We start from the raw sequence: 22,599 nt of genomic DNA, 5'->3' as shown, positions 1-22,599 counted from the left end.
TTAACCAAGGTTCAGCGCGTCATTGACCAGGTCTTGCTGCTGTTGTTGATGTACGGACATATAGCCCACGGCCGGTGAAGCAGAAGCCGGACGGCCTGCGTAACGCAGTGACGCACCAAATGGAACCACTTCGCGGAAATGATGCTGACTGCAATACCATGCGCCCTGGTTCAGTGGCTCTTCCTGACACCAGACGAAATCCTGAACATGGGCGTAATTCTTCAGCGCTTCCTGCACCGCTTTGTGCGGGAACGGATAGAGCTGTTCGATACGCACGATGGCGACATCGGTCTGCTCGTTCTTACGACGCTGCTCCAGCAGATCGTAATAAACTTTACCGGAGCACAGCACCACGCGTTTCACCTGTTGCGGATCGAGGTCGTCGATCTCACCAATCGCCGGCTGGAAGCTGCCGTTGGCCAGCTCATCAAGGCTGGACACCGCCAGGGGATGACGCAGCAGCGACTTCGGCGACATCACGATCAGCGGACGGCGCATACCGCGCAGCGCCTGACGACGCAGCATGTGGTACACCTGCGCTGGCGTTGATGGCACGCAGACCTGCATGTTCTGCTCAGCACACAGCTGCAGATAGCGCTCAAGGCGCGCGGAAGAGTGCTCCGGACCCTGCCCTTCATAGCCGTGTGGCAGCAGCATCACCAGACCACACATGCGGCCCCATTTCTGCTCGCCGGAGCTGATGAACTGATCGATCACCACCTGAGCGCCGTTGGCGAAGTCACCGAACTGCGCTTCCCAGATGGTCAGCACGCGCGGCTCGGCGGTGGCGTAACCGTATTCGAACGCCAGTACCGCTTCTTCCGACAGCACCGAATCCCACACCTTGAACTGACCCTGACCGTTATGGATATGGTGCAGCGGAGTGTAAGTCGAACCGTTCTGCTGGTTGTGAATCACCGCGTGACGGTGGAAGAAGGTGCCGCGGCCGGAGTCTTCACCCGACAGGCGCACCGGAATGCCTTCGTCCACCAGCGTGGCGTAAGCGAGGTTTTCCGCGCCGCCCCAGTCGAACAGCTTGTTGCCTTCCGCCATCTCTTTGCGGTCGTTGTAAATCTTGGCAACGCGCGACTGCACTTCCACCGCTTCCGGAATGCTGCTGATGCGGCGCGCCAGCTCCTGCAGACGTTTCATGTCCACGGTTTCCGGGTAGCTCTCATCCCACTCGTGGTTGAGGTACGGAGACCAGGTGAACGAGTGCAGGCTCATCGGACGCCATTCCGGCACCACGCACTCGCCTTCATCCAGCGCGTCGCGGTACAGGTTTACCAGCTCGGTGGCATCTTCCTGCGTGGCCACGCCTTCGCTTTCCAGCTGATCGGCGTAGATTTTGCGCGGCGTCGGATGCTTTTTGATTTTCTGATACATCAGCGGCTGGGTTGCGCTTGGCTCGTCGGCTTCGTTATGGCCGTGACGGCGGTAGCACACCAGGTCGATGAACACATCGCGTTTGAAGGTGTTGCGATAATCCAGCGCCAGACGGGTAACAAACGCCACCGCCTCCGGATCGTCCGCGTTGACGTGGAAGATCGGTGCCAGCACCATTTTGCCGATGTCGGTGCAGTACGGGGTAGAACGCGCATCTTTCGGATTCGAGGTGGTGAAGCCCACCTGGTTGTTAATCACGATGCGTACGGTGCCGCCCACTTCGTAACCGCGAGCCTGCGACATGTTCAGGGTTTCCTGCACCACGCCCTGGCCAATAACCGCGGCGTCACCGTGAATGGTGATCGGCAGGACTTTGTTGCTGCCCGGCTCTGCCAGACGATCCAGACGCGCGCGCACCGAGCCCATGACTACCGGGCTTACAATTTCCAGATGCGACGGGTTGAACGCCAGCGCCAGGTGCACCAGGCCGCCTTCGGTTTCCACGTCTGACGAGAAGCCCATGTGGTACTTCACGTCACCGGTACCGAGGTGCTCTTTGTGCTTGCCGGAGAACTCGTCGAACAGATCCTGCGGTTTTTTACCCAGCACGTTGATCAGCACGTTGAGACGACCGCGGTGTGCCATGCCCAGCACCACTTCACGCGTGCCGCTCTTGCCGGCGTGGCGAATCATTTCGCGCAGCATGGGTACCAGCGCATCACCGCCTTCCAGCGAGAAGCGTTTGGCACCCGGGAATTTCGCGCCGAGGTATTTTTCCAGGCCCTCTGCCGCCGTCAGCTCTTTCAGGAAACCTTTTTTCTCGTCCGCGCTGAATGACGCATGGCCTACTACCGATTCCAGACGCTGCTGAATCCAGCGCTTCTCTTCGGTGTTGTTGATGTGCATGTACTCTGCACCAATCGAACCACAGTAGGTCTGCTGCAGTGCGGCATAAAGATCGGCCAGCTTCATGGTCTCTTTGCCAATGGCGAAAGAGCCTACGTTAAAGCTTTCCTGAAAATCGGCGTCGGTCAGATCGTGGAAGGCCGGATCGAGATCCGCCACGCGCTCCTGCTTCCACAGGCCGAGCGGATCGAGGTTAGCGTGCTGATGGCCGCGGAAGCGGAACGCATTAATCAGCTGCAGCACTTTAACCTGTTTGGAATTAGCGGCCGGATCGGTGACTGTGGAGGTGTAGCGGGTGGCGTCTTTCGCCAGGCGGCGGAAGTATTCACGCGTCGTGGAGTGAAACTGCTCAGGTTTCACGCCGGTGCCCGGCAGCTGCTGGAACATCGAGCGCCACACTTCATCAACAGAGTCAGGATCGGTCAGGAAATCCTCATAGAGTTGCTCTATGTAGGACTGGTTCGCGCCGGCCAGCCAGGAGGAGTCCAGCCAGGGTTTCATCGCGCTGTTCTGCATTGTGATCCCTTAAGCATTAATCTGCTTTTTTGAGGTTTCATTTGTTGCCGCTTTCGCGGCTTGCCGTAGTGAGTTCAGCGATACGAACCTGTGCGCAACCGGCGCCTGGCCCGTAAGGGAACCTTTATAAGCGTGGTCAGTACCGCGCTTATAGAGGCTTCCGTAAACGATCGGGAACCTGGGTTCCCGATCGTGACTTCCGTTTGTTACGCCCCGCGCTGCAGCAGCATCGACTTAATGTGGCCGATGGCGCGCGTTGGGTTTAAGCCTTTCGGGCACACGCTCACACAGTTCATGATGCTGTGACAGCGGAAAACACTGAAAGCATCATTCAGATTGTCGAGGCGCGCATCGGTTTCGGTGTCGCGGCTGTCAATCAGGAAGCGGTACGCCGCCAGCAGGCCGGCCGGACCGATGAACTTGTCCGGATTCCACCAGAACGACGGGCACGACGTGGAGCAGCAGGCACAGAGAATACACTCGTACAGGCCGTCCAGGTGCTCACGCTGTGCAGGCGTTTGCAGATGCTCGCGCGCTGGCGGATTTTCCCCATTATTCAAAAGGAAAGGCTTAATCTTCTCATACTGAGCATAGAATTGTCCCATGTCCACCACGAGGTCGCGGATTACCGGCAGACCGGGCAGCGGACGGATAACAATCTTCTTGCTGCCATTGCCCAGTGCGGAGACCGGCGTGATACACGCCAGGCCATTTTTACCGTTCATGTTGAGGCCATCGGAGCCGCACACGCCTTCACGGCAGGAGCGACGGAAGGCCAGCGTAGGATCCTTCTCTTTCAGACGGATCAGCGCGTCCAGCAGCATCATGTCGCGACCATCTTCCGCTTCGAGGGTGTAATCCTGCATGCGCGGTTTGTCATCGACTTCCGGGTTGTAACGATAGATAGAAAATTCGAGTCTCATGATGATCTCCGCAATTAGTAAGTACGCGCTTTCGGCGGGAAGGCCGCACGCAGTTTCGGTTGCATGTTCACCTCACGGCGCGTCATGCTTTCCGTTTGCGGAACATAGAGGCTGTGGCACAGCCAGTTGGCATCATCACGCTCGGGGTAGTCGAAGCGGCTGTGAGCGCCACGGCTTTCGGTGCGGAAGTTAGCCGCTACCGCGGTGGCGTAAGCGGTTTCCATCAGGTTATCCAGCTCAAGACATTCGATACGCTGGGTGTTGAAGTCCGGTGAACGGTCATCGAGACGCGCGTTTTTCAGGCGCTCACGAATCTCTTTCAGCTCGGCCAGGCCTTCACGCATCGCATCCCCTTCACGGAATACCGAGAAGTTGTTCTGCATGCAGCGCTGCAGCGCCTTGCGGATTTCAACCGGGTCTTCACCGGTGGTGTTGTTTTCCCAGCGGTTGAAGCGGGCCATCGCCGCGTCGATTTCATCTTCGGTGGCGTCGCGCAGTTCGCCCTGCTCAGCGATGCACTCCATCAGATGAACACCGGCCGCGCGGCCAAATACCACCAGGTCGAGCAGCGAGTTGCCGCCAAGACGGTTTGCGCCATGTACTGATACGCAGGCAATTTCGCCTACCGCGAACAGGCCCGGAATCACTTCATCTTCGCCCTGCTCGTTGACGCGCAGCGCCTGACCGGTCACGCGGGTCGGCACGCCGCCCATCATGTAGTGGCAGGTCGGGATAACCGGAATCGGTTCTTTAATCGGGTCAACGTGAGCAAAGGTGCGCGACAGTTCGAGGATGCCCGGCAGACGGGATTCCAGCACTTCAGCGCCCAGATGGTCGAGTTTCAGTTTGATGTGTGGACCCCATGGGCCGTCGCAACCGCGACCTTCACGGATTTCCACCATCATTGAACGCGCCACCACATCACGGCCCGCCAGATCTTTGGCGTTCGGCGCGTAGCGCTCCATGAAACGCTCGCCATGCTTGTTCAGCAGATAGCCACCTTCACCACGGCAGCCTTCGGTCACCAGCACACCCGCCCCGGCGATGCCGGTTGGGTGGAACTGCCACATCTCCATATCCTGCATTGGCACGCCGGCACGCAGCGCCATGCCGACGCCGTCGCCGGTATTGATGTGGGCGTTGGTGGTGGACTGATAGATACGGCCAGCACCGCCGGTCGCGAGGATAGTGGCTTTGGCTTTGAAGTAGACCGTTTCACCGGTTTCGATGCAGATGGCGGTACAGCCGACGATCGCGCCGTCAGCGTTTTTCACCAGATCCAGTGCATACCACTCGGAGAAGATGGTGGTTTTGTTTTTCAGGTTCTGCTGATACAGCGTATGCAGCAGGGCGTGGCCGGTACGGTCGGCAGCAGCAGCAGTACGCGCCGCCTGCTCACCACCGAAGTTTTTCGACTGACCACCAAACGGACGCTGATAAACGCGGCCGTCATCAAGACGGGAGAATGGCAGGCCCATGTGCTCCAGCTCCAGAATCGCTTCCGGACCGGTTTTACACATATATTCGATTGCGTCCTGGTCACCGATGTAATCGGAGCCTTTGACGGTATCGTACATGTGCCATTCCCAGTTATCTTCGTGGGAGTTACCCAGCGCCACGGTAATCCCGCCCTGCGCCGATACGGTGTGGGAACGGGTTGGGAACACTTTGGATAACAGAGCACAGCTCTGGCCCGACTGGGAGATTTGCAGCGCGGCGCGCATACCCGCACCACCTGCGCCGATCACCACGGCATCAAATTCTCTGACTGGCAAACTCATTTACACACCCCACACCACAACAGTTCCATAAATTGCATACGACAACAGCGCGACCACAATCACCAGTTGCAACACCAGACGCGTTGCCAGCGGTTTCACGTAGTCGGTCAGGACCTGCCACATGCCAATCCAGCCGTGGACCAGAATCGAGAACAACGTCAGCAACGTGAACACTTTGGTAAAGGAGGAAGCGAAAAAGCCTCGCCAGACGTCATACGTCAGCGTGCCGGTCATTACGACAAAACCGAGGATGTAGAGAATGTAGAGCGTAATTAAGATTGCAGCAGCACGCAGTAACAACCAGTCATGGATACCGTTGCGTCCTAATGCAGAAGCATTGCTTACCATACGAGGACTCCAGCCAGAATTGAGAGCACGACAGTGATAACAAAAACCGCTTGCGCGGTACGGGTTCCCACCTGCAGGGTTTCTGCCGTAAAACCGAAGTCGGCCAGCATGTGACGAATGCCGCTTGCTGCGTGATATGCCAGCGCGGTCAGAATGCCCCACATGATGAATTTGGCGAAGAAGCTATCCATGATGGATGCCGCTTGCTGGAAACCTTCCGGAGAAGAGAGGGAGAGACCCAGTAACCAGAGCAGAATTCCGAGAGCGACAAAGGTAATCACGCCGGAGACGCGGTGGAGAATGGACGATATTGCAGTAACGGGAAACCGGATCGTCGAGAGATCCAAGTTAACAGGTCTTTGTTTTTTCACGGTTTTGCCCACACAGCTCTTTTTTATTTTGCTTCCTCCGGTCCTGAGTTACAGAAGAGCACAGTGCGTGTTCGGACTGCAACCGCCACCAAAATAGCAACATCCAGTGTTAAATGAAGCGGGTAAAACGCTGGGTGGCTCCTGGTGTCAGGGTATTCCGGAGACCTGGCGGCAGTATAGGAGGATCACATTCTGATTACAATTCCCCTACAATCTCTTTGGTCACATTTAAGCTGAACAGTGATCCGCCTCACGTATTTCACAATTTATACATTTTTAATTATCTGATTTGACAATAGATCAACATTTCAGTTACAAACGAACGCACTAAAACCCTATGATGCATAAAAGTTATGGGGATACACTTTCCCCTAAGCTCAAGTTATGTAACATTGCCTTTACGAGCAACACAAACCGTCAGGTTATTGGTTACCAAGAAGTTATGTCGTGACAGGATCTTTAACATCCACGATGTGCAGCGCGTCATGCCCGGACACCACCGATTGGCTTTACACATTTCGCTCCGTAACCTTGCAGCATGAACGTTACCGCTGAGTGATGCTGTGAAGATTCTGTTTTAGCCTAAGTCGTGCGGGTTGCAACAAGGCAGTAAGCGTGCAAATGATGGGCGTTTACGCAAGTAAATGACCGCACTGCGCGCGCAGCCAGTGTAGCGGCGGCCCGAAAATACGGCGGGTAAACGCAACATGATGACTGTTCTGGTGTCTAAGATCCTTACCTACTAAGGCGCTATGGAGACGAAAAATGACAGATAAAAAAGTGACGCTAACCCTACAAGATAACAACTCCGTGGAACTGGATGTGATGCAAGGCACGCTGGGACAGGATGTTGTTGATGTCCGCGCCCTTGGCTCAAAAGGCCTGTTCACCTTCGACCCCGGTTTTACCTCTACGGCGTCCTGCGAATCAAAAATTACCTTTATTGATGGTGATGAAGGGATTTTGTTACATCGCGGTTTCCCTATCGATCAGCTGGCTACCCACTCAAACTATCTGGAAGTGTGCTACATCCTGCTGAACGGCGAAGCCCCTACTCAGGCGCAGTACGACGAGTTCCGCACCACCGTAACCCGTCACACCATGATTCACGAGCAGATCACCCGCCTGTTCCACGGCTTCCGTCGTGATTCACATCCGATGGCAGTGATGTGCGGCGTGACCGGCGCGCTGGCCGCCTTCTATCACGATTCATTAGACGTGAATATTGAACGTCACCGTGAAATCGCCGCCTTCCGCCTGCTGTCAAAAATGCCGACCATGGCCGCGATGTGTTACAAATACTCCATCGGCCAGCCGTTTGTGTATCCGCGTAACGATCTCTCCTATGCCGGTAACTTCCTGCACATGATGTTTGCTACGCCGTGTGAAGAGTACAAAGTGAACCCGGTGCTGGAACGCGCCATGGACCGTATTCTGATCCTGCACGCTGACCACGAACAGAACGCATCAACCTCTACCGTGCGTACCGCCGGTTCTTCCGGTGCGAACCCGTTTGCCTGTATCGCCGCCGGTATCGCCTCGCTGTGGGGACCTGCGCACGGTGGTGCCAACGAAGCCACGCTGCGTATGCTGGAAGAGATCAGCACCGTGGATCACATCCCGGAATTCGTGCGTCGCGCCAAAGATAAGAACGATTCGTTCCGTCTGATGGGCTTCGGTCACCGTGTGTATAAGAACTATGACCCGCGCGCGACCGTAATGCGTGAAACCTGTCATGAAGTGCTGAACGAGCTGGGCATGAAGGACGACCTGCTGGAAGTGGCGATGGAGCTGGAGCACATTGCGCTGAACGACCCGTACTTCATCGAGCGCAAACTCTATCCGAACGTCGATTTCTATTCCGGCATCATTCTGAAAGCGATGGGCATTCCGTCATCAATGTTTACCGTGATCTTCGCGATGGCGCGTACCGTTGGCTGGATTGCGCACTGGAAAGAGATGCACGACGAAGGCATGAAGATTGCCCGCCCACGTCAGCTCTACACCGGTTACACCGAGCGCGAATTCAGCTCGGCGCTGAAAAAATAACCATCAGGGCGGGTTATCCCGCCCTTTTCTTTTTTAGCATCCCACAGAAGTTCATGCTGTATCGTGCAGAGCCCTGCCTGGCTGAGCCCCGTTTCAGGCGTCCTCGCGCCGCTGACGCGGTACCTTCACATCCTTCGTCAGTCTCACGGACCGCCGTCGACGGGACATCCTGTCCCGGCTCCGGCTTTCGCCCGCATCCATGCGGTCTCATCCTGACTTCCTCATGCTGTTCAGCGCTGCGGATTGCCTGCCCCGGGGCTCAGCCAGTCAGTGCATTAGCTCTGGTGCAGTTTTCCGCAAGACGATGATGGCCTGTCCCGCGCCTCGTCGATTAGTGACCAAAACTCAATGCTGACAGCCCGGACACCAGTAAAACGGTCTTGATGACAGTACACCCTTCTCAATGACGGTGCCGCAGCGCCGGCACTTTTTGCCCTGGCGGTGAAACACCTCGAAACGAAACGCTGCCTCTTCGTGATACTTCTTCATGCTGCCGCGCATCTGATAAGACAAACGCGGCACCGCCAGCATGGCGTGGCTCAACGCATCCAGCTGCTGATCGCTCAAATCCTGTGCACGATGCTGCGCCAGCAAACCGGCGTGCCACAAAATCTCGACGCGCAGATAGTTGCCGAGCCCGGCGAGAAATGCCTGATCCAGCAGCAAACCGCTGAACTGGCGGCGACGAAAACGCGGCGACAGCAGCCGCTCGCGCACCTCTTCCACCGTCAGCGTGGCGTCCAGCACGTCCGGTCCGACGCGTTGTAAAAACGGATGCGCGCCGAGCGTATCTGCGTTCAGCAGCTCAATATCCGAAGCGCTATACAGCAAAATTGCCCGATCGGCATTACCCAGCCGCACGCGCAGCTGGCGCGAAGTATTGGGCTCAGTCCCGCTCGGCACCACACGCCACACGCCGTACAGCTGATTATGGCTATACAGCGTCAGCCCGTTGGAGAAGTGTGTCAGCAGTGCCTTGCCGCGCGTTTCAAAGGCGTCGATGGTTTCCCCCATCAGCGCCGGTTCGTAGGTCTTCAGCGCCGGAAAAGCAAACCATACCTCGGTCAGAGGCTTGCCCACCATTGCCGCTGCAAGTTGATCCGCCGCGCGGCGGATCTCCGGTCCCTCTGGCATAACCGCTCCTGATTAATGGGTTGCGCCGCCCACTTCGCGAATGTCTTTCTCTGTGCTGAGAATCACCTGCAGCGACGTTTCCAGCGCCTGAATCACACTGGCGGTCGACATACTTGGTGCGCCAGAATGCTGCGCCGCCTGCTGCGGCATATAAGGAATATGCACGAAACCGCCGCGTGCTGCGCTGCCTGTGGTCTGCAGCCAGTGCAGCAGGTGATACATGACGTTATTGCAGGTAAACGTCCCGGCGGTTTGCGACACCGAAGCCGGAATCCCCACTTCGCGCAGTGCCGCGACCATCGCTTTGATCGGCAGCGTAGAGAAATAGGCCGCCGGTCCCCCGGCGACAATCGGCTGATCGACCGGCTGCTGCTGGTCATTATCCGGAATGCGCGCATCGTTCACATTAATCGCCACGCGCTCTACGCTGATATCGCTGCGCCCGCCAGCCTGGCCGACGCACAGCACGCGGTGCGGCTGCAGCTCTTCCAGCGCAGCGGTCAGCACCTGGCCGCAGCGGGCGAATACCACCGGCAGCTGGCGCACCACAATCCGCGCGCCGCCGAACTCCCGACCATCAAAGCTGCGCACCGCTTCCCACGACGGATTAATGCGCTCGCCGCCAAACGGCTCGAACGCCGTCATTAACACCGTTTTCATCGCAACCTCACAGGAACATCAGGAAATAAAGCAGGAAAATATTTACTACTAACAGTAGCACACCGGTTGGCACCTGAGCCTTGATCACCGCGTTACGGTCCGGCAGTTCCAGTAAACGCGCCGGAACAATATTGAAGTTGGCAGCCATCGGCGTCATCAGCGTGCCGCAGTAACCGCAGAACATGCCGATCGCCGCCATCACCGCCGGATTGCCACCGTGCTGCAGCACCAGAATCGGAATACCGATGCCGGCGGTGACAATCGGAAACGCCGCAAACGCGTTGCCCATCACCATGGTCAGCAGCGCCATGCCCAGTGCATACACCGCCACCGCAATCAGCCGGTTATCCACCGCCAGATAGTGTTCGGTCAGATGCGAAATCGCCGTGCCGACGCCAGCGCTGGTAAACAGCAGGCCAAGCGTGGCGAGGATCTGCGGCAAAATAAACGCCCAGCCCACTGCATCCAGCAAACGCCGCGTCTCCTGCATCGACTGCAGCGGCTTCTCGTGGGTAAACTTCAGCGCAATCAGCCAGCCCAGCACGCAGCCAATCATCATCGAAAACAGCGTGACCAGCGTCGAATGATTGCCCGGGCCAAACACCCGCTCCTGCAGACCGGGAATATGATTGAACGCCAGCACGCCAATCACCGTCACAAGCGGAATTGCCAGCGCCGGCAGGAACAGCTTATTGCCGAGACGCTGCGCGCTCTGCTGCTTCTGTTCATCGCTGCGCTGATGGTAGCGACCGAGGCGCACGCCGCCGAACCCGGCAATCAGCGCCATGACCACCACCGCCGCGCCCACCGCAATATGCAACCAGCGACGTCCCAGCTCCGCATCACCGGCCCACTGCCCCATCAGTTGATAAGCACCGTCGCCAATCAGGAAAATCAGACCGTACAGCGCCCAGAATAAACCGGTGGTAAAACGGCGCGGATTGGCGCTATCGCGCCATGACAGCAGCGCGACAATCAGCAGGATCGCCCCGGCCAGCCACATCAGATACTGTTGCTGAAACATCACTCACCTCCTTTTGCGCGCAGCGCCTGCTGGTTGAGCGCGCCCAGCTCACGCGACAGCTGACGGTCGAGCCGCACCAGTCGCGCAGCATGAATCAGGAACGCACACAGCGCCGTCGGAATGCCCCACAGCGCGATGTGCAACGGTTCGGTGCTGATGCCCGCCGACTCCTGCATAAAGTTGTGCATAAAAATGATCGCGCCGAAGGCCACGAAAATGTCTTCACCGAAGAACAGCCCGACGTTATCGGTGGCCGCCGACATGGCGCGCAGCCGCTGACGAATCTCCGGTGATACGCTGCCGTAACGGTTTTCAGTGGCACCTTCGGCCATCGGCGCCAGCAGCGGACGCACCATCTGCGGATGCCCGCCCAGGCTGGTCAGCCCCAGCGCCGCGGTCAGTTCACGCACGAACAGATAGACGATCAGTAAACGGCCGGCGGTGGCGGTTTTGATCCGGGCGATCCACGTCTGCGCACGCTCTTTCAAACCGTGGCGCTCCAGCAATCCGATGACCGCCAGCGGTAACAGCAGGATCAGCGGCAGATTACGGGTATTGAGAAAGCCGGAACCGAGCTTCTCCAGAATATCGCCGAGCGGCATATGCGCCGCCAGCCCGGTGACAAAACCGGCAACAATCACCACCAGCACCGGGTTGAAGCGCAGCACAAAGCCAAGCACAATCGCGGCAATGCCAAGTAACGGCCAGAGATTGACCACGTTATCCATGTTTTCCCCTCGTCAGAAATAAAAAGCCCGGCAACAGGCCGGGCTAACAGTCAATGATCAGGCGCTGGTGACAGCAATCTGATTTGTCGCAAAAGCGGCGCGCAGCGTGCGGGCGAATTCCAGCGCATGGGCGCCATCGCCGTGCAGACAGACCGTCTGCGCATTCACCGCCACCCATTCGCCGCTGACGCTGCGCACCTGACGCTGCTGCACCATGGTGAGCGTCTGCGCCAGCGCCTGCTCAGCCTCTTCGATTAACGCCCCCGTCTGGCTGCGCGGCACCAGCGCGCCACTGGCCAGATAGCCGCGGTCAGCAAACACCTCTTCGCGCGTGCGCAGACCATGATGCGCGGCGGCGGCAATTGAGGCGCTGCCCGCCAGGCCAACCAGAATCAGCGCCGGATCGACGGCTTTCACCGCGCGCGCAATCGCATCCGCCAGCGCTGCATCCGCCGCCGCCTGGTTATACAGCATGCCGTGCGGTTTCACGTGCACCAACTTCGCCCCTTCACTTTCGGCGAGGCTTTTCAGGGCACCAATCTGGTAGATCACCTGCGCGTACACGGTTTCCGGTGGCAGCTGCATGGCGGTCCGGCCAAAATTTTCCCGGTCGGGAAAGCTCGGATGCGCACCAATCGCCACGCCGTTGGCGCTGGCCCAGCGCACCGACTGCAGCATGGTTTCGGCATCGCCGGCATGGAAACCGCAGGCGATGTTGGCCGAGCTCACCAGCTCCAGCAGGGCCCGATCGCTGGCACTGCCTTCACCGAGGTCGGCGTTAAGATCGATCTTCATGAGCAAGCCCCCAGGCTATCTGATCAAGCGAACGTTGCTGCTGCTGTTTGGCCAGCAGCGCCTCCTCCAGCGTGCAGCGGATGAAGTGAATCGGTTCTCCCAGACGAATCTGCGCCAGCTGATAGAGATCGGCTTCGATGACGCAGGCAATACGCGGATAGCCGCCGGTGGTTTGCGCATCGGCCATCAGCACAATCGGCTGACCGTTCGGCGGCACCTGCACCACACCCGGCACCAGGCCGTGCGACAGCAGTTCACGTGCGACACTGCGCTGCAGCGGACTGCCCTGCAGCCGGTAGCCCATGCGGTTACTTTGCGGGCTGAGCTGCCACGGGTTACGCCAGAATGCGTCCTGCGCGTCGTGGGTAAATTCGTTGTACTCCGGCCCCGGCAGCGCGCGGATGCGGTTGCCCCACAGCAGCTGTCGGACGCCAGCCTGATGGCTGAAGCGGTGCGTCGGCTTGCCCAGCGGCAGCTGATCGCCATCCTGCAGTTTACGTCCCTGCCAGCCGCCAAAGGCCGCTTTGAGATCGGTGCTGTGCGAGCCCAGCATGGCGTCGATGGCGAAACCGCCGTTCACCGCCAGATAGCTGCGCATACCGCGCGTGGGCATAGACAGACTCAGCACCTGGCCTTTTTTCACCGGCAGACGCCAGCCAGTCCACACCGGCTGGCCATCCAGTTCGGCGCTGCAGCTGGCACCGGTCAGCGCAAACCAGCCGTCGCGACGAAACTCCGCTTTGAACTGGCCAAGCACAATCTCCAGCACCGCGCTGTTTTCCGCGTTGCCGACCAGCATATTGGCCGTGCGCATTGAAGGCTCATCCAGTGCGCCGCTCAGGCTGATACCGTATTGTCGCCAGCCGTGGCGGCCGCGATCCTGCACCGAGGTCATTAATCCGGCACGCAAAATGTTTAACATACGCCCTCCCGTTGTGGCACGAAGCGGACGCTGTCGCCGGGACGCAGCAGCGTCGGCGGCTGCTGTTGTGGATCGAACAGGCTAAGCGGCGTGTGGCCAATCAGCTGCCAGCCACCGGGCGCGGCCAGCGGATAGATGCCGGTCTGGCTGCCGCCAATGCCCACCGAACCGCCAGGCACCACCAGCCGGGGCTCGGCGCGACGCGGCGTGTGCAGCCGCTCATCCAGCCCGCCGAGATAAGGGAAACCCGGCTGAAAGCCAATGAAATAGACCACGTAATCCGCGCTGCTGTGCAGCTCCACCACCTGTTGCGAGGTCAGATCCGCCGCACGGGCGACCTCCACCAGATCCGGACCGCCCGCGCCGCCATACACCACCGGAATCTCAACCTGACGCGGCTCGGCCAGCAGCACCTCGCTCTCTTCCCACCAGCGCTGCAAACGCTCGATAGCATCCAGCGCTTTCAGCTGCGGATCGCGCAGCAGCAGCGTCAGGTTATTCATGCCCGGAATCACTTCCGCGATCTGCTCATTCTGCTGCAGCCGCTGGCACAATCCCCAGATGCGCTGCTGGCTGACGAGCGAAACCGGCGGTTCCAGCTCCAGTACCACCGCCCGCTCACCCAGCAGATAACAACGTGCTCGTTGCAAAACCCACCTCCCGGTCATTAATAAAACGCGCCGTGACCGCAGTGACGGCGCGCCTGAGGGCATTCGCTTATGCGAAAAGTCAATAAGTTATGCGAAAGTGAAGGAGATGTGTCAACTGATTTGCGCCCGGCACGTGTTTTCCGGGCGCATAAGCGAGGCGGTCAGGCGGGATTGTCGATATCGATAAAGGTCACATCCAAACCATGCTGGCTGGCGAGCCACTCACCGAGCGCTTTAATGCCGCCGCGTTCGGTGGCGTGATGGCCGGCAGCAAAGAAATGCAGTCCCTGTTCACGGGCGCTGTGAATGGTCTGCTCAGAGACTTCACCGCTGATAAAGGCGTCAACGCCAAAGGCGGCGGCCGCATCGATAAAGCCCTGGCCGCCACCGCTGCACCATGCCACCCGGCGAATCAGCGCCGGAGCATTATCACCGCAGTGCAGCGGCTGGCGGCCGAGGCGCGCCGCTATTTTTTCCGCCAGCGCCGAACCGCTTAGCGGCTCAGCCAGCTCGCCCCAGGGCACCAGCGGCTGAATTTCACCTTTGACGTCGATATCAAACAGCGTGGCCAGCTGAGCGTTGTTGCCCAACTGTGGGTGAGCATCGAGCGGCAGGTGCCAGCCGTACAGGTTGATGTCATTGGCCAGCAGCGTGCGCAGACGCTGGCGCTTCATGCCTTTGATCACCGGCGCTTCGCTCTTCCAGAAGTAGCCATGGTGCACCAGTATCGCATCGGCGTGGCGTTTTACCGCTTCATCCAGCAGCGCCTGACAGGCCGTCACGCCGGTGATTACACGGCGCACCTGCTCACGCCCCTCAACCTGCAAACCGTTGGGCGCATAGTCGCTGAAGGCACTGGTGTTGAGTTGCTGATTGACGATCTGTTCTAACTCGAAATTGTTCATAACGGCTCCGTGACCGCCTCAGGCTGCGCTGCGCGCGCGCTCGAAGGCGTCTAATGTCTTTTTACGTGCCGCCTTATGTTCCACGATTGGCGCCGGATAATCGAGTTTCTTGTTATTTTTCTCCGCCCAGGCGTGCGGCTGATGAATGGCGCTGTCCGGCACGTCTTGCAGCTCCGGCAGCCACCGGCGGATAAACTCGCCCTGCTTATCAAAGCGCTCGCCCTGGGTCGTCGGGTTGAAGATGCGGAAGTAAGGCGCAGCGTCGGTGCCGGTCGACGCGGCCCACTGCCAGCCACCGTTGTTAGCCGCCAGATCGCCGTCAATCAGCTGCTGCATGAAATAGCGTTCACCCTCGCGCCAGTCAATCAGCAGATCTTTCACCAGAAAGCTGGCGGTGATCATGCGTAACCGGTTGTGCATCCAGCCCAGCGTATTGAGCTGGCGCATCGCTGCGTCGACAATCGGATAACCGGTTTTGCCCTGCTGCCAGGCGGTAAGGTGTTGCTCATTCTGTTGCCAGCTGACGTTACGCGTCCAGTCGACAAACGGCTGATGCTTACACAGCGCCGGAAAGGCCACCATCAGGTGACGATAAAATTCGCGCCAGACTAGTTCATTGAGCCACACCAGCGCGCTGCCGTTGTTCAGCGCCTGCGGATGCTCCTTCAGAATGCGATGCAGGCACTGTCGCGGCGACAGCACACCAATCGCCAGATACGGCGACAGGCGGCTGGTGCCGTCAATCGCTGGTATGTCGCGCTGCTGGTCATATTTTTCCACCCGCTGCTGGGCAAACTGGCGCAGCTGCTTTAGCGCCGCTTCTTCTCCGGCGGGAAACCAGGTTTCGTCGAATTCTTCCACAGGGTAATCGAATGCTGCTATTTTTTTGCCGGCGGCCACGGGTGCCCCGGCGCGCGCTTTCGGTGCGTGATGGCACTCTGGCAGCCCCTGTTGCAGACGCCGGATAAAAGCTTTGCTGAACGGCGTGAACACTTTGAACATGCTGTTGCTGCCGGTCTGTACGCTGCCCGGCGGTAACAGCAGGCTGTCATCGAATCCCTGGCACACCACGCCCTGCTGATCGAGCTGCTTCTCAACCGCAGCATCGCGCTGGCGCTCATTGATTTCATACTGATAGTTGTAAAACAGCGCATCCACCTTGTGCTGCTGGCAGAAGGTCGCAAGATAGTCGACCGACGCGGCGAAGTCATCGCACTGATGATAGTGCAGCTTGATACCGCGTTCTGCCAGCGACTGCTGCAGCAGGCACAGGTTTTGATGGATAAAAGCCGCCTGTTTGGGGGCCATGCTGTGTTGCTGCCACTGGCCGGGCGTGGCGATGAACAGCGCCAGCACCTCGGCCTGACTGTCGCGGCAGGCCGCGGCCAGTGCGCTGTTATCATTCATGCGCAAATCGTTACGCAGCCAGACTAAGTGAGTGCTCATAACGCTCCGTGTTTACTGGCCGTAGCGCAGACGCAGCGCTTCCGGGTAAGGATCGAAATAACGCTGTTGCGCCAGCCACGGGTGCGGGAACTCTGCCATGTAATGTTTCAGCATGGTGATGGGGGCCAGCAACGGCTGCAGACCGCGACGGTAGCGGTCGATCAGCTGCGCCAGCTCCTGACGCTGCGGTGAACTCAGCTTCGGCCGGAAATAGCCCTGTACGTGCATCAGCACATTGGTGTGATTACGACGCGACGCCTGGTGCGACATCAGGTGCATCAGACGGTTACGGTATTCAAAGGCGTACGCATCCAGTGACTCCCACTGTTCCATCGCCGCGACAAACCGCCCCATCTCGCGGTACTCATCCTGCGCATGTGACAGCAGCAGTAGTTTGTAGCGACTGTGAAAGGCAATCAGCTTGTGACGCGTCAGCCCGCTGCGCCACATTTCGTTGAACTCATGCAGCGCATAGACGCGCCCCATAAAGTTTTCGCGGATCGCATCATCGTGCAGGCGTCCATCCTCTTCCAGCGGCAGCCACGGCAGCTCTTTCTGCAGGAACGAGGTGAACACGCCGGTGCCGGCTTTGCGATTGTTGTTAGTGTCAGGCTCGTAGACGCGCACGCGCTCCAGTCCGCAGCTCGGCGATTTGGCACACAGGATGTAGCCGCACAGATGGTGCAGCGATTTGACGCGCTCCGCAGACCAGCGGGCCATGTCGTCGGTCAGCTCTTCCCCGCCGTCTTTGCTGAAACACAGGTGGATCTGATCGTCGCTCTGTTTGACCAGCCGCAGCGCCGGGCGCGGCGTCGGCAGACCGATGGCCATTTCCGGGCAGACAGGTTCGAAGCGCACAAATGGCGCGAGCTCGTCAGTTGCAAAGGCAAAACGCTTGTGGCCGCCATCGAATCGGACGCTATCCCCGAGCAGGCAGGCACTGATACCTACAGGAATTTTCTCGCTCATACTTGTACAACCTCCAAAATCTTGTAGAGGTTTAAGTGTAGCTGAAATGCCGCGAGATAACAGCGGGACAATGCGTTTGTCGCACCACTTTAAGATAAAAAAACCCGGTGCCTCGAGCGAGGTCACCGGGTTATCACCGCGAAGCCGGGCGTTACCAGTAGATACCGCCTGCCGCTTCCGATTGCGCCAGCCAGACTGGTTTGGTGCTGGTTTTGCACCACATGCGGTGCAGATAACTGTAGAAGCGCGCGCGATCCTGGCGGAACAGCATCACTGGCAGCGCCAGTACGCCAATCAATACCACCAGCACACGGCGCAGCACAATTTTGGCGAATGGATATGCCTGATACATCAATGCCTCCTCGTGGTAAATTTTGCTATGAAATGTGATCTGCCTCAGATATTACGCCTGGTTGTGTAATTTTACTACTCATCCGACCACTATTTTGATCTTTTTTCAGCCATTTCCTGGCCGGGATGAAAGGAAGTTACATTTTTGTAAAATTTTGGATCACAGCGAGTTACTGAGATCGTGACGGACGCCGTCGCGGTTTATTGTTAAAGTAATGCGTTAACCTTATTTGCCGCAGGAGTCAGCGTGACGACCATCTTGATTGTCGAAGATGAAAAGGAGATTCGCCGTTTCGTGCGCCTGGCGCTGGAGAGCGAAGGCCTGAAGATTGTGGAAGCGGAGCAGTTGCAGCGCGGCCTGATTGAAGCGGCTACGCGCAAACCGGATTTGGTGATTCTCGATCTCGGTTTACCGGACGGCGATGGCAATGCCTTCATCCGCGAAGTGCGGCAGTGGAGCAGCATGCCGGTAATTGTGCTGTCAGCACGCAGTGACGAGCAGGATAAAATAGAGGCGCTGGATGCCGGCGCTGACGACTATCTCACTAAGCCGTTTGGCATCGGCGAACTGCTGGCGCGCCTGCGCGTGGCGCTGCGTCGTCATCAGCGCAGCCAGCCGGAGCCGCTGGTGCAGTTTGGCGAAGTGAGCGTTGATCTCGCCGCGCGGCGCGTGCTGCGCAGCGGCGAAGAGGTGCATCTGACGCCGACCGAATTTCGCCTGCTCAGCCTGCTGCTGAATAACGCTGGCAAAGTACTGACCCAGCGCCAGTTGCTTAACCAGGTGTGGGGGCCCAACGCCGTGGAACACAGCCATTATCTGCGCATCTATATGGGACACCTGCGGCAAAAGCTGGAAGCCAATCCCACCCAGCCGACGCACCTGCTGACAGAAACCGGCATCGGCTATCGCTTCATGCCATAAAAAAAGGCCGCAAACGCGGCCTTCTTCATGCAGGATGCCCTGTCAGGCGTTTTTCAGCACTTCGCTGACAATTTCTACCGCTTCTTTCTCGATCTGCTGGCGATGCTCAGCGCCGAGGAAGCTTTCACAATAGATTTTGTAGGCGTCTTCCGTGCCGGACGGACGTGCCGCGAACCAGCCGTTTTCAGTCATCACTTTCAGACCACCAATCGAGGCGCCGTTGCCCGGTGCCGCGGTCAGACGTGCGGTGATCGGGTCGCCCGCCAGCGTATCGGCGCTGACCATTTCAGGTGACAGCTTCGACAGTGCCGCTTTCTGCGCAGAAGTGGCAGGTGCCTGCAGACGGTTGTAGCTTGGCGCACCAAAACGCGCGGCCAGCTCATCATAGTGCTGCTGCGGGTTCTTACCGGTAACCGCAGTGATTTCCGCCGCCAGCAGACACAGGATGATGCCGTCTTTGTCTGTTGACCAGGCGGAGCCGTCGAAACGCAGGAACGAGGCGCCGGCGCTCTCTTCGCCGCCAAAGCCAAAGCTGCCGTCGAACAGACCATCCACGAACCATTTGAAGCCGACCGGGACTTCCACCAGCTTGCGACCAATGTCGTTCACCACGCGGTCAATCATCGCGCTGGAAACCAGCGTTTTACCAACGGCCACCTCTTTGCCCCACTGCGGACGGTGCTGGAACAGGTAGTTGATCGCTACCGCCAGATAGTGGTTCGGGTTCATCAGACCGGCGGGCGTGACGATGCCGTGACGGTCGTAATCCGGATCGTTACCGAAGGCCAGATCGAACTTATCTTTATAAGCCAGCAGACCGGCCATCGCGCACTCGGACGAACAGTCCATACGCACCACGCCATCTTTATCCAGATGCATGAAGCGGAACGTCTGATCGATGGCATCATTGACGATGGTCAGATCCAGCTGGTAGTGCTCAGCAATGCGCTGCCAGTAGGCCATGCCGGAACCGCCGAGCGGATCGACACCGATTTTCAGGCCGGCTTTCTGGATCGCCGGGAAGTCAATCACCTGCGCCAGACCTTCAACGTATGGCTGGATCAGATCCTGCTCAACGATGTGGCCACTGGCCCACGCCTGATCCAGCGCCAGACGCTTAACCTCTTTCAGCTCACCTTTGATCAGCTGATTCGCGCGATCTTCCACCACTTTGGTGACGTTGGTGTCAGCCGGTCCACCGTTCGGCGGATTGTACTTGATGCCACCGTCTTCCGGCGGGTTGTGCGACGGGGTAATCACGATACCGTCCGCCTGCGCGCCGCCGCGCTTGTTATGCTCCAGAATGGCGTTGGAGATAGCTGGCGTCGGCGTATAGCCGTTGTCCTGCTGCACAATCACATCAACGCCGTTAGCGGCCAGCACTTCCAGCACTGACAGGATCGCCGGCTCAGACAGCGCATGGGTGTCTTTACCTACGTAGCACGGGCCGGTGATGCCGTTCTTTTTACGCTCTTCAGCGATCGCCTGCGCAATCGCCAGAATGTGTACTTCGTTGAAGCTATGACGTCCCGCGCTGCCGCGGTGGCCGGAGGTGCCAAATTTCACCGCATGGTCCGGGTTCGCCGCATCCGGCTTCAGGACGTAGTACTGCGAGGTTAATTGTGCAACGTTAATCAAATCGCTCTGCTGGGCAGGTTGCCCGGCACGGGGGTGATTGGCCATTGGCGCTTCTCCCTGACGCTTCGGTTTAAATGGTGCCGCAAACTTTCTCTGCCAGTTCCTGCGGGAACTGCATGGCAAGCATGATGTGTTCCACCATGCTGCATTTACGACCTGTATTGGTATTGGTGATCACCCAGTACGGCGTGCCGGGCACGTGCTTCGGCTTAGTATGGGTGCCATTTTGCAGCAGCGTGTGCTCGTCACCCGCAAAGTAAACGCGGGTGCGGCCCTGCAGCGAGGCAGTGGCATCAGCAAAGGCTGCCGGATCAAGACGATAAAGCGTTGACAGGATCAGCATGAAGCGATTAACCGCTTTCTTCTGCTCCGCATACTCGTCAGACAGCAGCAGCTCGCGTACGGCGCGCACGCGATCCTGAGGTCGCGCTTCGCTGCGTGCAGCCGGTGCTTCTTTTACCGCCGCATTCGCCGCTGGCGCAGCGGATGCGCTCTGGCCGGCAGTGAATTTCAGCATACGGCGCAAAATGTCCGAAGCGCTTTCACCAATGTGCTGCGTGTGGCTGGCAATATAACGGTAGAGTTCTTCGTCAACTTCAATCGTTTTCATCTTTTTCCGTGCGATTCTGGCAAATGGCAGAACCACGCTACTTTGCAAAGGCCTTAACAAAATCCAGTCGTGCAAAATGTGAGCGGGCTCTAACATAAGGATTATAAAGTTAAATCCGCGACAGCCGGTAGCGCTGGCATCGTTTACGGGCAAAAGTCGGAATATGCCCTAATGCCTGACCGCCTGGCGCCGGGACAGGTGAATCCATGATACCCTAAGCCCAGGTCTCAACCGAAAGAACTTTAGCCATGATTTTGAACGCCCGTCTGCAAACTGAACAATCTGCCCCTGATGCCCAGCCCATTCTGTTAATTCATGGCCTGTTTGGTAGCCTGGATAACCTCGGCGTACTGGCGCGCGGCGTGCGCGATGCACGGCCCACGCTACAGGTGGATGTCCGTAACCACGGCCTGTCACCGCGCAGCGAAGAGATGCACTACGCTGCGCTGGCGCAGGATATGGTCGATACGCTGGATGCGCACCACATCGAACGGGTCGATGTTATCGGCCACTCAATGGGCGGCAAAATTGCCATGGCGCTGAGCGCCGTTGCGCCCGAACGGATTGGCAAAATGGTACTGATTGATATCGCGCCGGTGGATTACCAGACGCGACGCCACGATGAGATCTTCGCGGCAATCCGCGCGGTCAGCGCAGCTGGCGTCACGCGCCGCAGCGCTGCGGCCGACGTGATGCGTGAACACGTGCGCGAAGAAGGCGTGATTCAGTTCATTCTGAAATCCTTCCACGAAGGCGAATGGCGCTTTAACGTGCCGGTGTTATGGGACAATTATCCGGTGCTCTCCGGCTGGCAGGAGGTGCCCGCGTGGCCTCATCCGGCGCTGTTTATTCGCGGCGGTGATTCACCCTATCTTGACAATCAGCACCGTGATGCGCTGCTGCGCCAGTTCCCGCAGGCGCAGGCGCACATTATCAGCGGTGCCGGCCACTGGGTGCATGCCGAAAAACCCGATGCCGTACTGCGCGCGGTGCGCCGCTTTTTTAACCTGTAAAAGCAAAAGCTTGCTACGGGCGGTTTAGGGTTGGCGTCGCGCCGGGCGCTGGAGTATGATGTCGCGCTAAAAATTTGCCGCGGATGCTTTTTTCGCCGCGGTCGGGCCGATAAATGTTTAAATCGCGCAGCGCCTTTCCGCCGTTCGCGCCCACGCAGTTTCACAAACCATGGCAAAAGAACAGACAGATCGTACCACGCTCGACCTCTTCGCAGACGAGCGGCGTCCCGGTCGCCCTAAAACCAGTCCGCTGTCGCGTGATGAGCAGCTGCGCATTAATAAGCGCAACCAGCTGAAGCGCGACCGGGTGCGCGGCCTGCGCCGCGTTGAGCTGAAAATGTCCAGCGAAGCGGTCGATGCGCTTAATACGCTGGCCGAGCAGCAGAACATCAGCCGCAGTGAACTGATTGAACAAATGCTGCTGGCGCAGCTCAAACTGGCGTAACGTGCGCAGACCGCACGCTGGAACACAAACTCAGCGCTTTACACATTCCGCGCTTTTCGCCGGTCTGCTATCATTCGCATAACTGTGTCGTCTTCTGACTTACTTTC

22 protein-coding genes are annotated in these 22,599 nt (G+C 58.4%); 4 read left to right on the top strand and 18 right to left on the bottom strand.

Features of this window, described 5'->3' with window-relative positions; translation table 11 throughout:
* The 5 genes from sucA to sdhC form a co-directional block, all read right to left on the bottom strand.
* Entirely contained in the window at positions 1-2,808 is a 2,808-nt protein-coding gene (gene sucA, locus CBW22_RS06930; protein WP_021508537.1) for a 2-oxoglutarate dehydrogenase E1 component, read from the bottom strand.
* Positions 2,809-3,014: 206 nt separating this feature from the next.
* Positions 3,015-3,731, bottom strand: a complete 717-nt coding sequence (locus tag CBW22_RS06925; protein ID WP_021508538.1) for a succinate dehydrogenase iron-sulfur subunit — start codon at positions 3,729-3,731, stop codon at positions 3,015-3,017.
* A 14-nt stretch (positions 3,732-3,745) separates the two neighbouring features.
* The gene (gene sdhA / locus CBW22_RS06920; RefSeq protein ID WP_021508539.1) at positions 3,746-5,512 is read right to left on the bottom strand and encodes a succinate dehydrogenase flavoprotein subunit; all 1,767 of its coding nucleotides are present in this window, start codon (positions 5,510-5,512) and stop codon (positions 3,746-3,748) included.
* Positions 5,513-5,860 (bottom strand): succinate dehydrogenase membrane anchor subunit, encoded by a 348-nt coding sequence (sdhD, locus tag CBW22_RS06915; RefSeq protein WP_021508540.1) that lies wholly within the window; start codon positions 5,858-5,860, stop codon positions 5,513-5,515.
* Positions 5,854-6,243, bottom strand: a complete 390-nt coding sequence (sdhC, locus tag CBW22_RS06910; protein ID WP_021508541.1) for a succinate dehydrogenase cytochrome b556 subunit — start codon at positions 6,241-6,243, stop codon at positions 5,854-5,856. Before sdhC ends, sdhD begins: the two co-directional genes overlap by 7 nt.
* Positions 6,244-6,996: 753 nt before the next feature.
* Between sdhC and CBW22_RS06905 the strand changes: the two genes are divergently transcribed.
* The gene (locus CBW22_RS06905) at positions 6,997-8,280 is read left to right on the top strand and encodes a citrate synthase (RefSeq protein ID WP_021508542.1); all 1,284 of its coding nucleotides are present in this window, start codon (positions 6,997-6,999) and stop codon (positions 8,278-8,280) included.
* A 345-nt stretch (positions 8,281-8,625) separates the two neighbouring features.
* On the opposite strand, the gene nei is transcribed toward CBW22_RS06905, so the two are convergent.
* From nei to CBW22_RS06850, 11 genes are all read right to left on the bottom strand, one after another.
* A complete protein-coding gene (gene nei / locus CBW22_RS06900) occupies positions 8,626-9,414 on the bottom strand; it encodes an endonuclease VIII (RefSeq protein ID WP_058769449.1) in 789 nt (262 codons plus the stop codon).
* Between the two features lie 12 nt (positions 9,415-9,426).
* Positions 9,427-10,074: a pyroglutamyl-peptidase I gene (pcp, locus tag CBW22_RS06895; protein WP_088516297.1), complete on the bottom strand. Its 648-nt coding sequence runs from the start codon at positions 10,072-10,074 to the stop codon at positions 9,427-9,429.
* Between the two features lie 7 nt (positions 10,075-10,081).
* A complete protein-coding gene (locus tag CBW22_RS06890) occupies positions 10,082-11,098 on the bottom strand; it encodes a DUF979 domain-containing protein (RefSeq protein ID WP_058781262.1) in 1,017 nt (338 codons plus the stop codon).
* Positions 11,098-11,826, bottom strand: coding sequence for a DUF969 domain-containing protein (locus tag CBW22_RS06885; RefSeq protein ID WP_021508546.1), 729 nt, complete (start codon positions 11,824-11,826; stop codon positions 11,098-11,100). The genes CBW22_RS06890 and CBW22_RS06885 overlap by 1 nt, the downstream gene beginning before the upstream one ends.
* 57 nt (positions 11,827-11,883) lie before the next feature.
* A complete protein-coding gene (gene pxpA / locus CBW22_RS06880) occupies positions 11,884-12,621 on the bottom strand; it encodes a 5-oxoprolinase subunit PxpA (RefSeq protein WP_088516296.1) in 738 nt (245 codons plus the stop codon).
* Complete coding sequence (gene pxpC / locus CBW22_RS06875) at positions 12,605-13,543, bottom strand: 5-oxoprolinase subunit PxpC (RefSeq protein ID WP_088516295.1); 939 nt, start codon at positions 13,541-13,543, stop codon at positions 12,605-12,607. Before pxpC ends, pxpA begins: the two co-directional genes overlap by 17 nt.
* Positions 13,537-14,193, bottom strand: coding sequence for a 5-oxoprolinase subunit PxpB (pxpB, locus tag CBW22_RS06870; RefSeq protein WP_088516294.1), 657 nt, complete (start codon positions 14,191-14,193; stop codon positions 13,537-13,539). The genes pxpC and pxpB overlap by 7 nt, the downstream gene beginning before the upstream one ends.
* Positions 14,194-14,354: 161 nt before the next feature.
* On the bottom strand, positions 14,355-15,098 hold the full coding sequence (locus tag CBW22_RS06865; protein WP_088516293.1) for a type 2 GTP cyclohydrolase I: 744 nt from the start codon (positions 15,096-15,098) through the stop codon (positions 14,355-14,357).
* Between the two features lie 18 nt (positions 15,099-15,116).
* Positions 15,117-16,544, bottom strand: a complete 1,428-nt coding sequence (gene phrB / locus CBW22_RS06860) for a deoxyribodipyrimidine photo-lyase (RefSeq protein ID WP_088516292.1) — start codon at positions 16,542-16,544, stop codon at positions 15,117-15,119.
* A 12-nt stretch (positions 16,545-16,556) separates the two neighbouring features.
* Positions 16,557-17,513: a YbgA family protein gene (locus CBW22_RS06855; RefSeq protein WP_088516291.1), complete on the bottom strand. Its 957-nt coding sequence runs from the start codon at positions 17,511-17,513 to the stop codon at positions 16,557-16,559.
* A gap of 151 nt (positions 17,514-17,664) precedes the next feature.
* On the bottom strand, positions 17,665-17,865 hold the full coding sequence (locus CBW22_RS06850; RefSeq protein ID WP_088516290.1) for a YbfA family protein: 201 nt from the start codon (positions 17,863-17,865) through the stop codon (positions 17,665-17,667).
* A gap of 246 nt (positions 17,866-18,111) precedes the next feature.
* Between CBW22_RS06850 and kdpE the strand changes: the two genes are divergently transcribed.
* The gene (gene kdpE / locus CBW22_RS06845; RefSeq protein WP_088516289.1) at positions 18,112-18,786 is read left to right on the top strand and encodes a two-component system response regulator KdpE; all 675 of its coding nucleotides are present in this window, start codon (positions 18,112-18,114) and stop codon (positions 18,784-18,786) included.
* 42 nt (positions 18,787-18,828) lie between these two features.
* Here the strand turns inward: kdpE and pgm are convergent, their stop codons facing one another.
* Both pgm and seqA read right to left on the bottom strand, forming a co-directional pair.
* Positions 18,829-20,469 (bottom strand): phosphoglucomutase (alpha-D-glucose-1,6-bisphosphate-dependent), encoded by a 1,641-nt coding sequence (gene pgm, locus CBW22_RS06840; RefSeq protein WP_021508555.1) that lies wholly within the window; start codon positions 20,467-20,469, stop codon positions 18,829-18,831.
* A 25-nt stretch (positions 20,470-20,494) separates the two neighbouring features.
* Entirely contained in the window at positions 20,495-21,034 is a 540-nt protein-coding gene (gene seqA, locus CBW22_RS06835; RefSeq protein ID WP_010616121.1) for a replication initiation negative regulator SeqA, read from the bottom strand.
* 248 nt (positions 21,035-21,282) lie between these two features.
* On the opposite strand from seqA, the gene ybfF reads away from it, so the two are divergent.
* Complete coding sequence (ybfF, locus tag CBW22_RS06830; protein ID WP_021508556.1) at positions 21,283-22,047, top strand: esterase; 765 nt, start codon at positions 21,283-21,285, stop codon at positions 22,045-22,047.
* A gap of 169 nt (positions 22,048-22,216) precedes the next feature.
* A complete protein-coding gene (gene ybfE / locus CBW22_RS06825) occupies positions 22,217-22,492 on the top strand; it encodes a LexA regulated protein (protein WP_010616122.1) in 276 nt (91 codons plus the stop codon).
* Positions 22,493-22,599: the final 107 nt, after the last annotated feature.

The organism is Pantoea sp. VS1, assembly GCF_002207995.1.
GTDB classification, from domain to species: Bacteria; Pseudomonadota; Gammaproteobacteria; order Enterobacterales; family Enterobacteriaceae; genus Pantoea; species Pantoea dispersa.
Note: the sequence above shows the minus strand (reverse complement) of the source record. Positions and strands in the feature narration are given on the sequence as shown.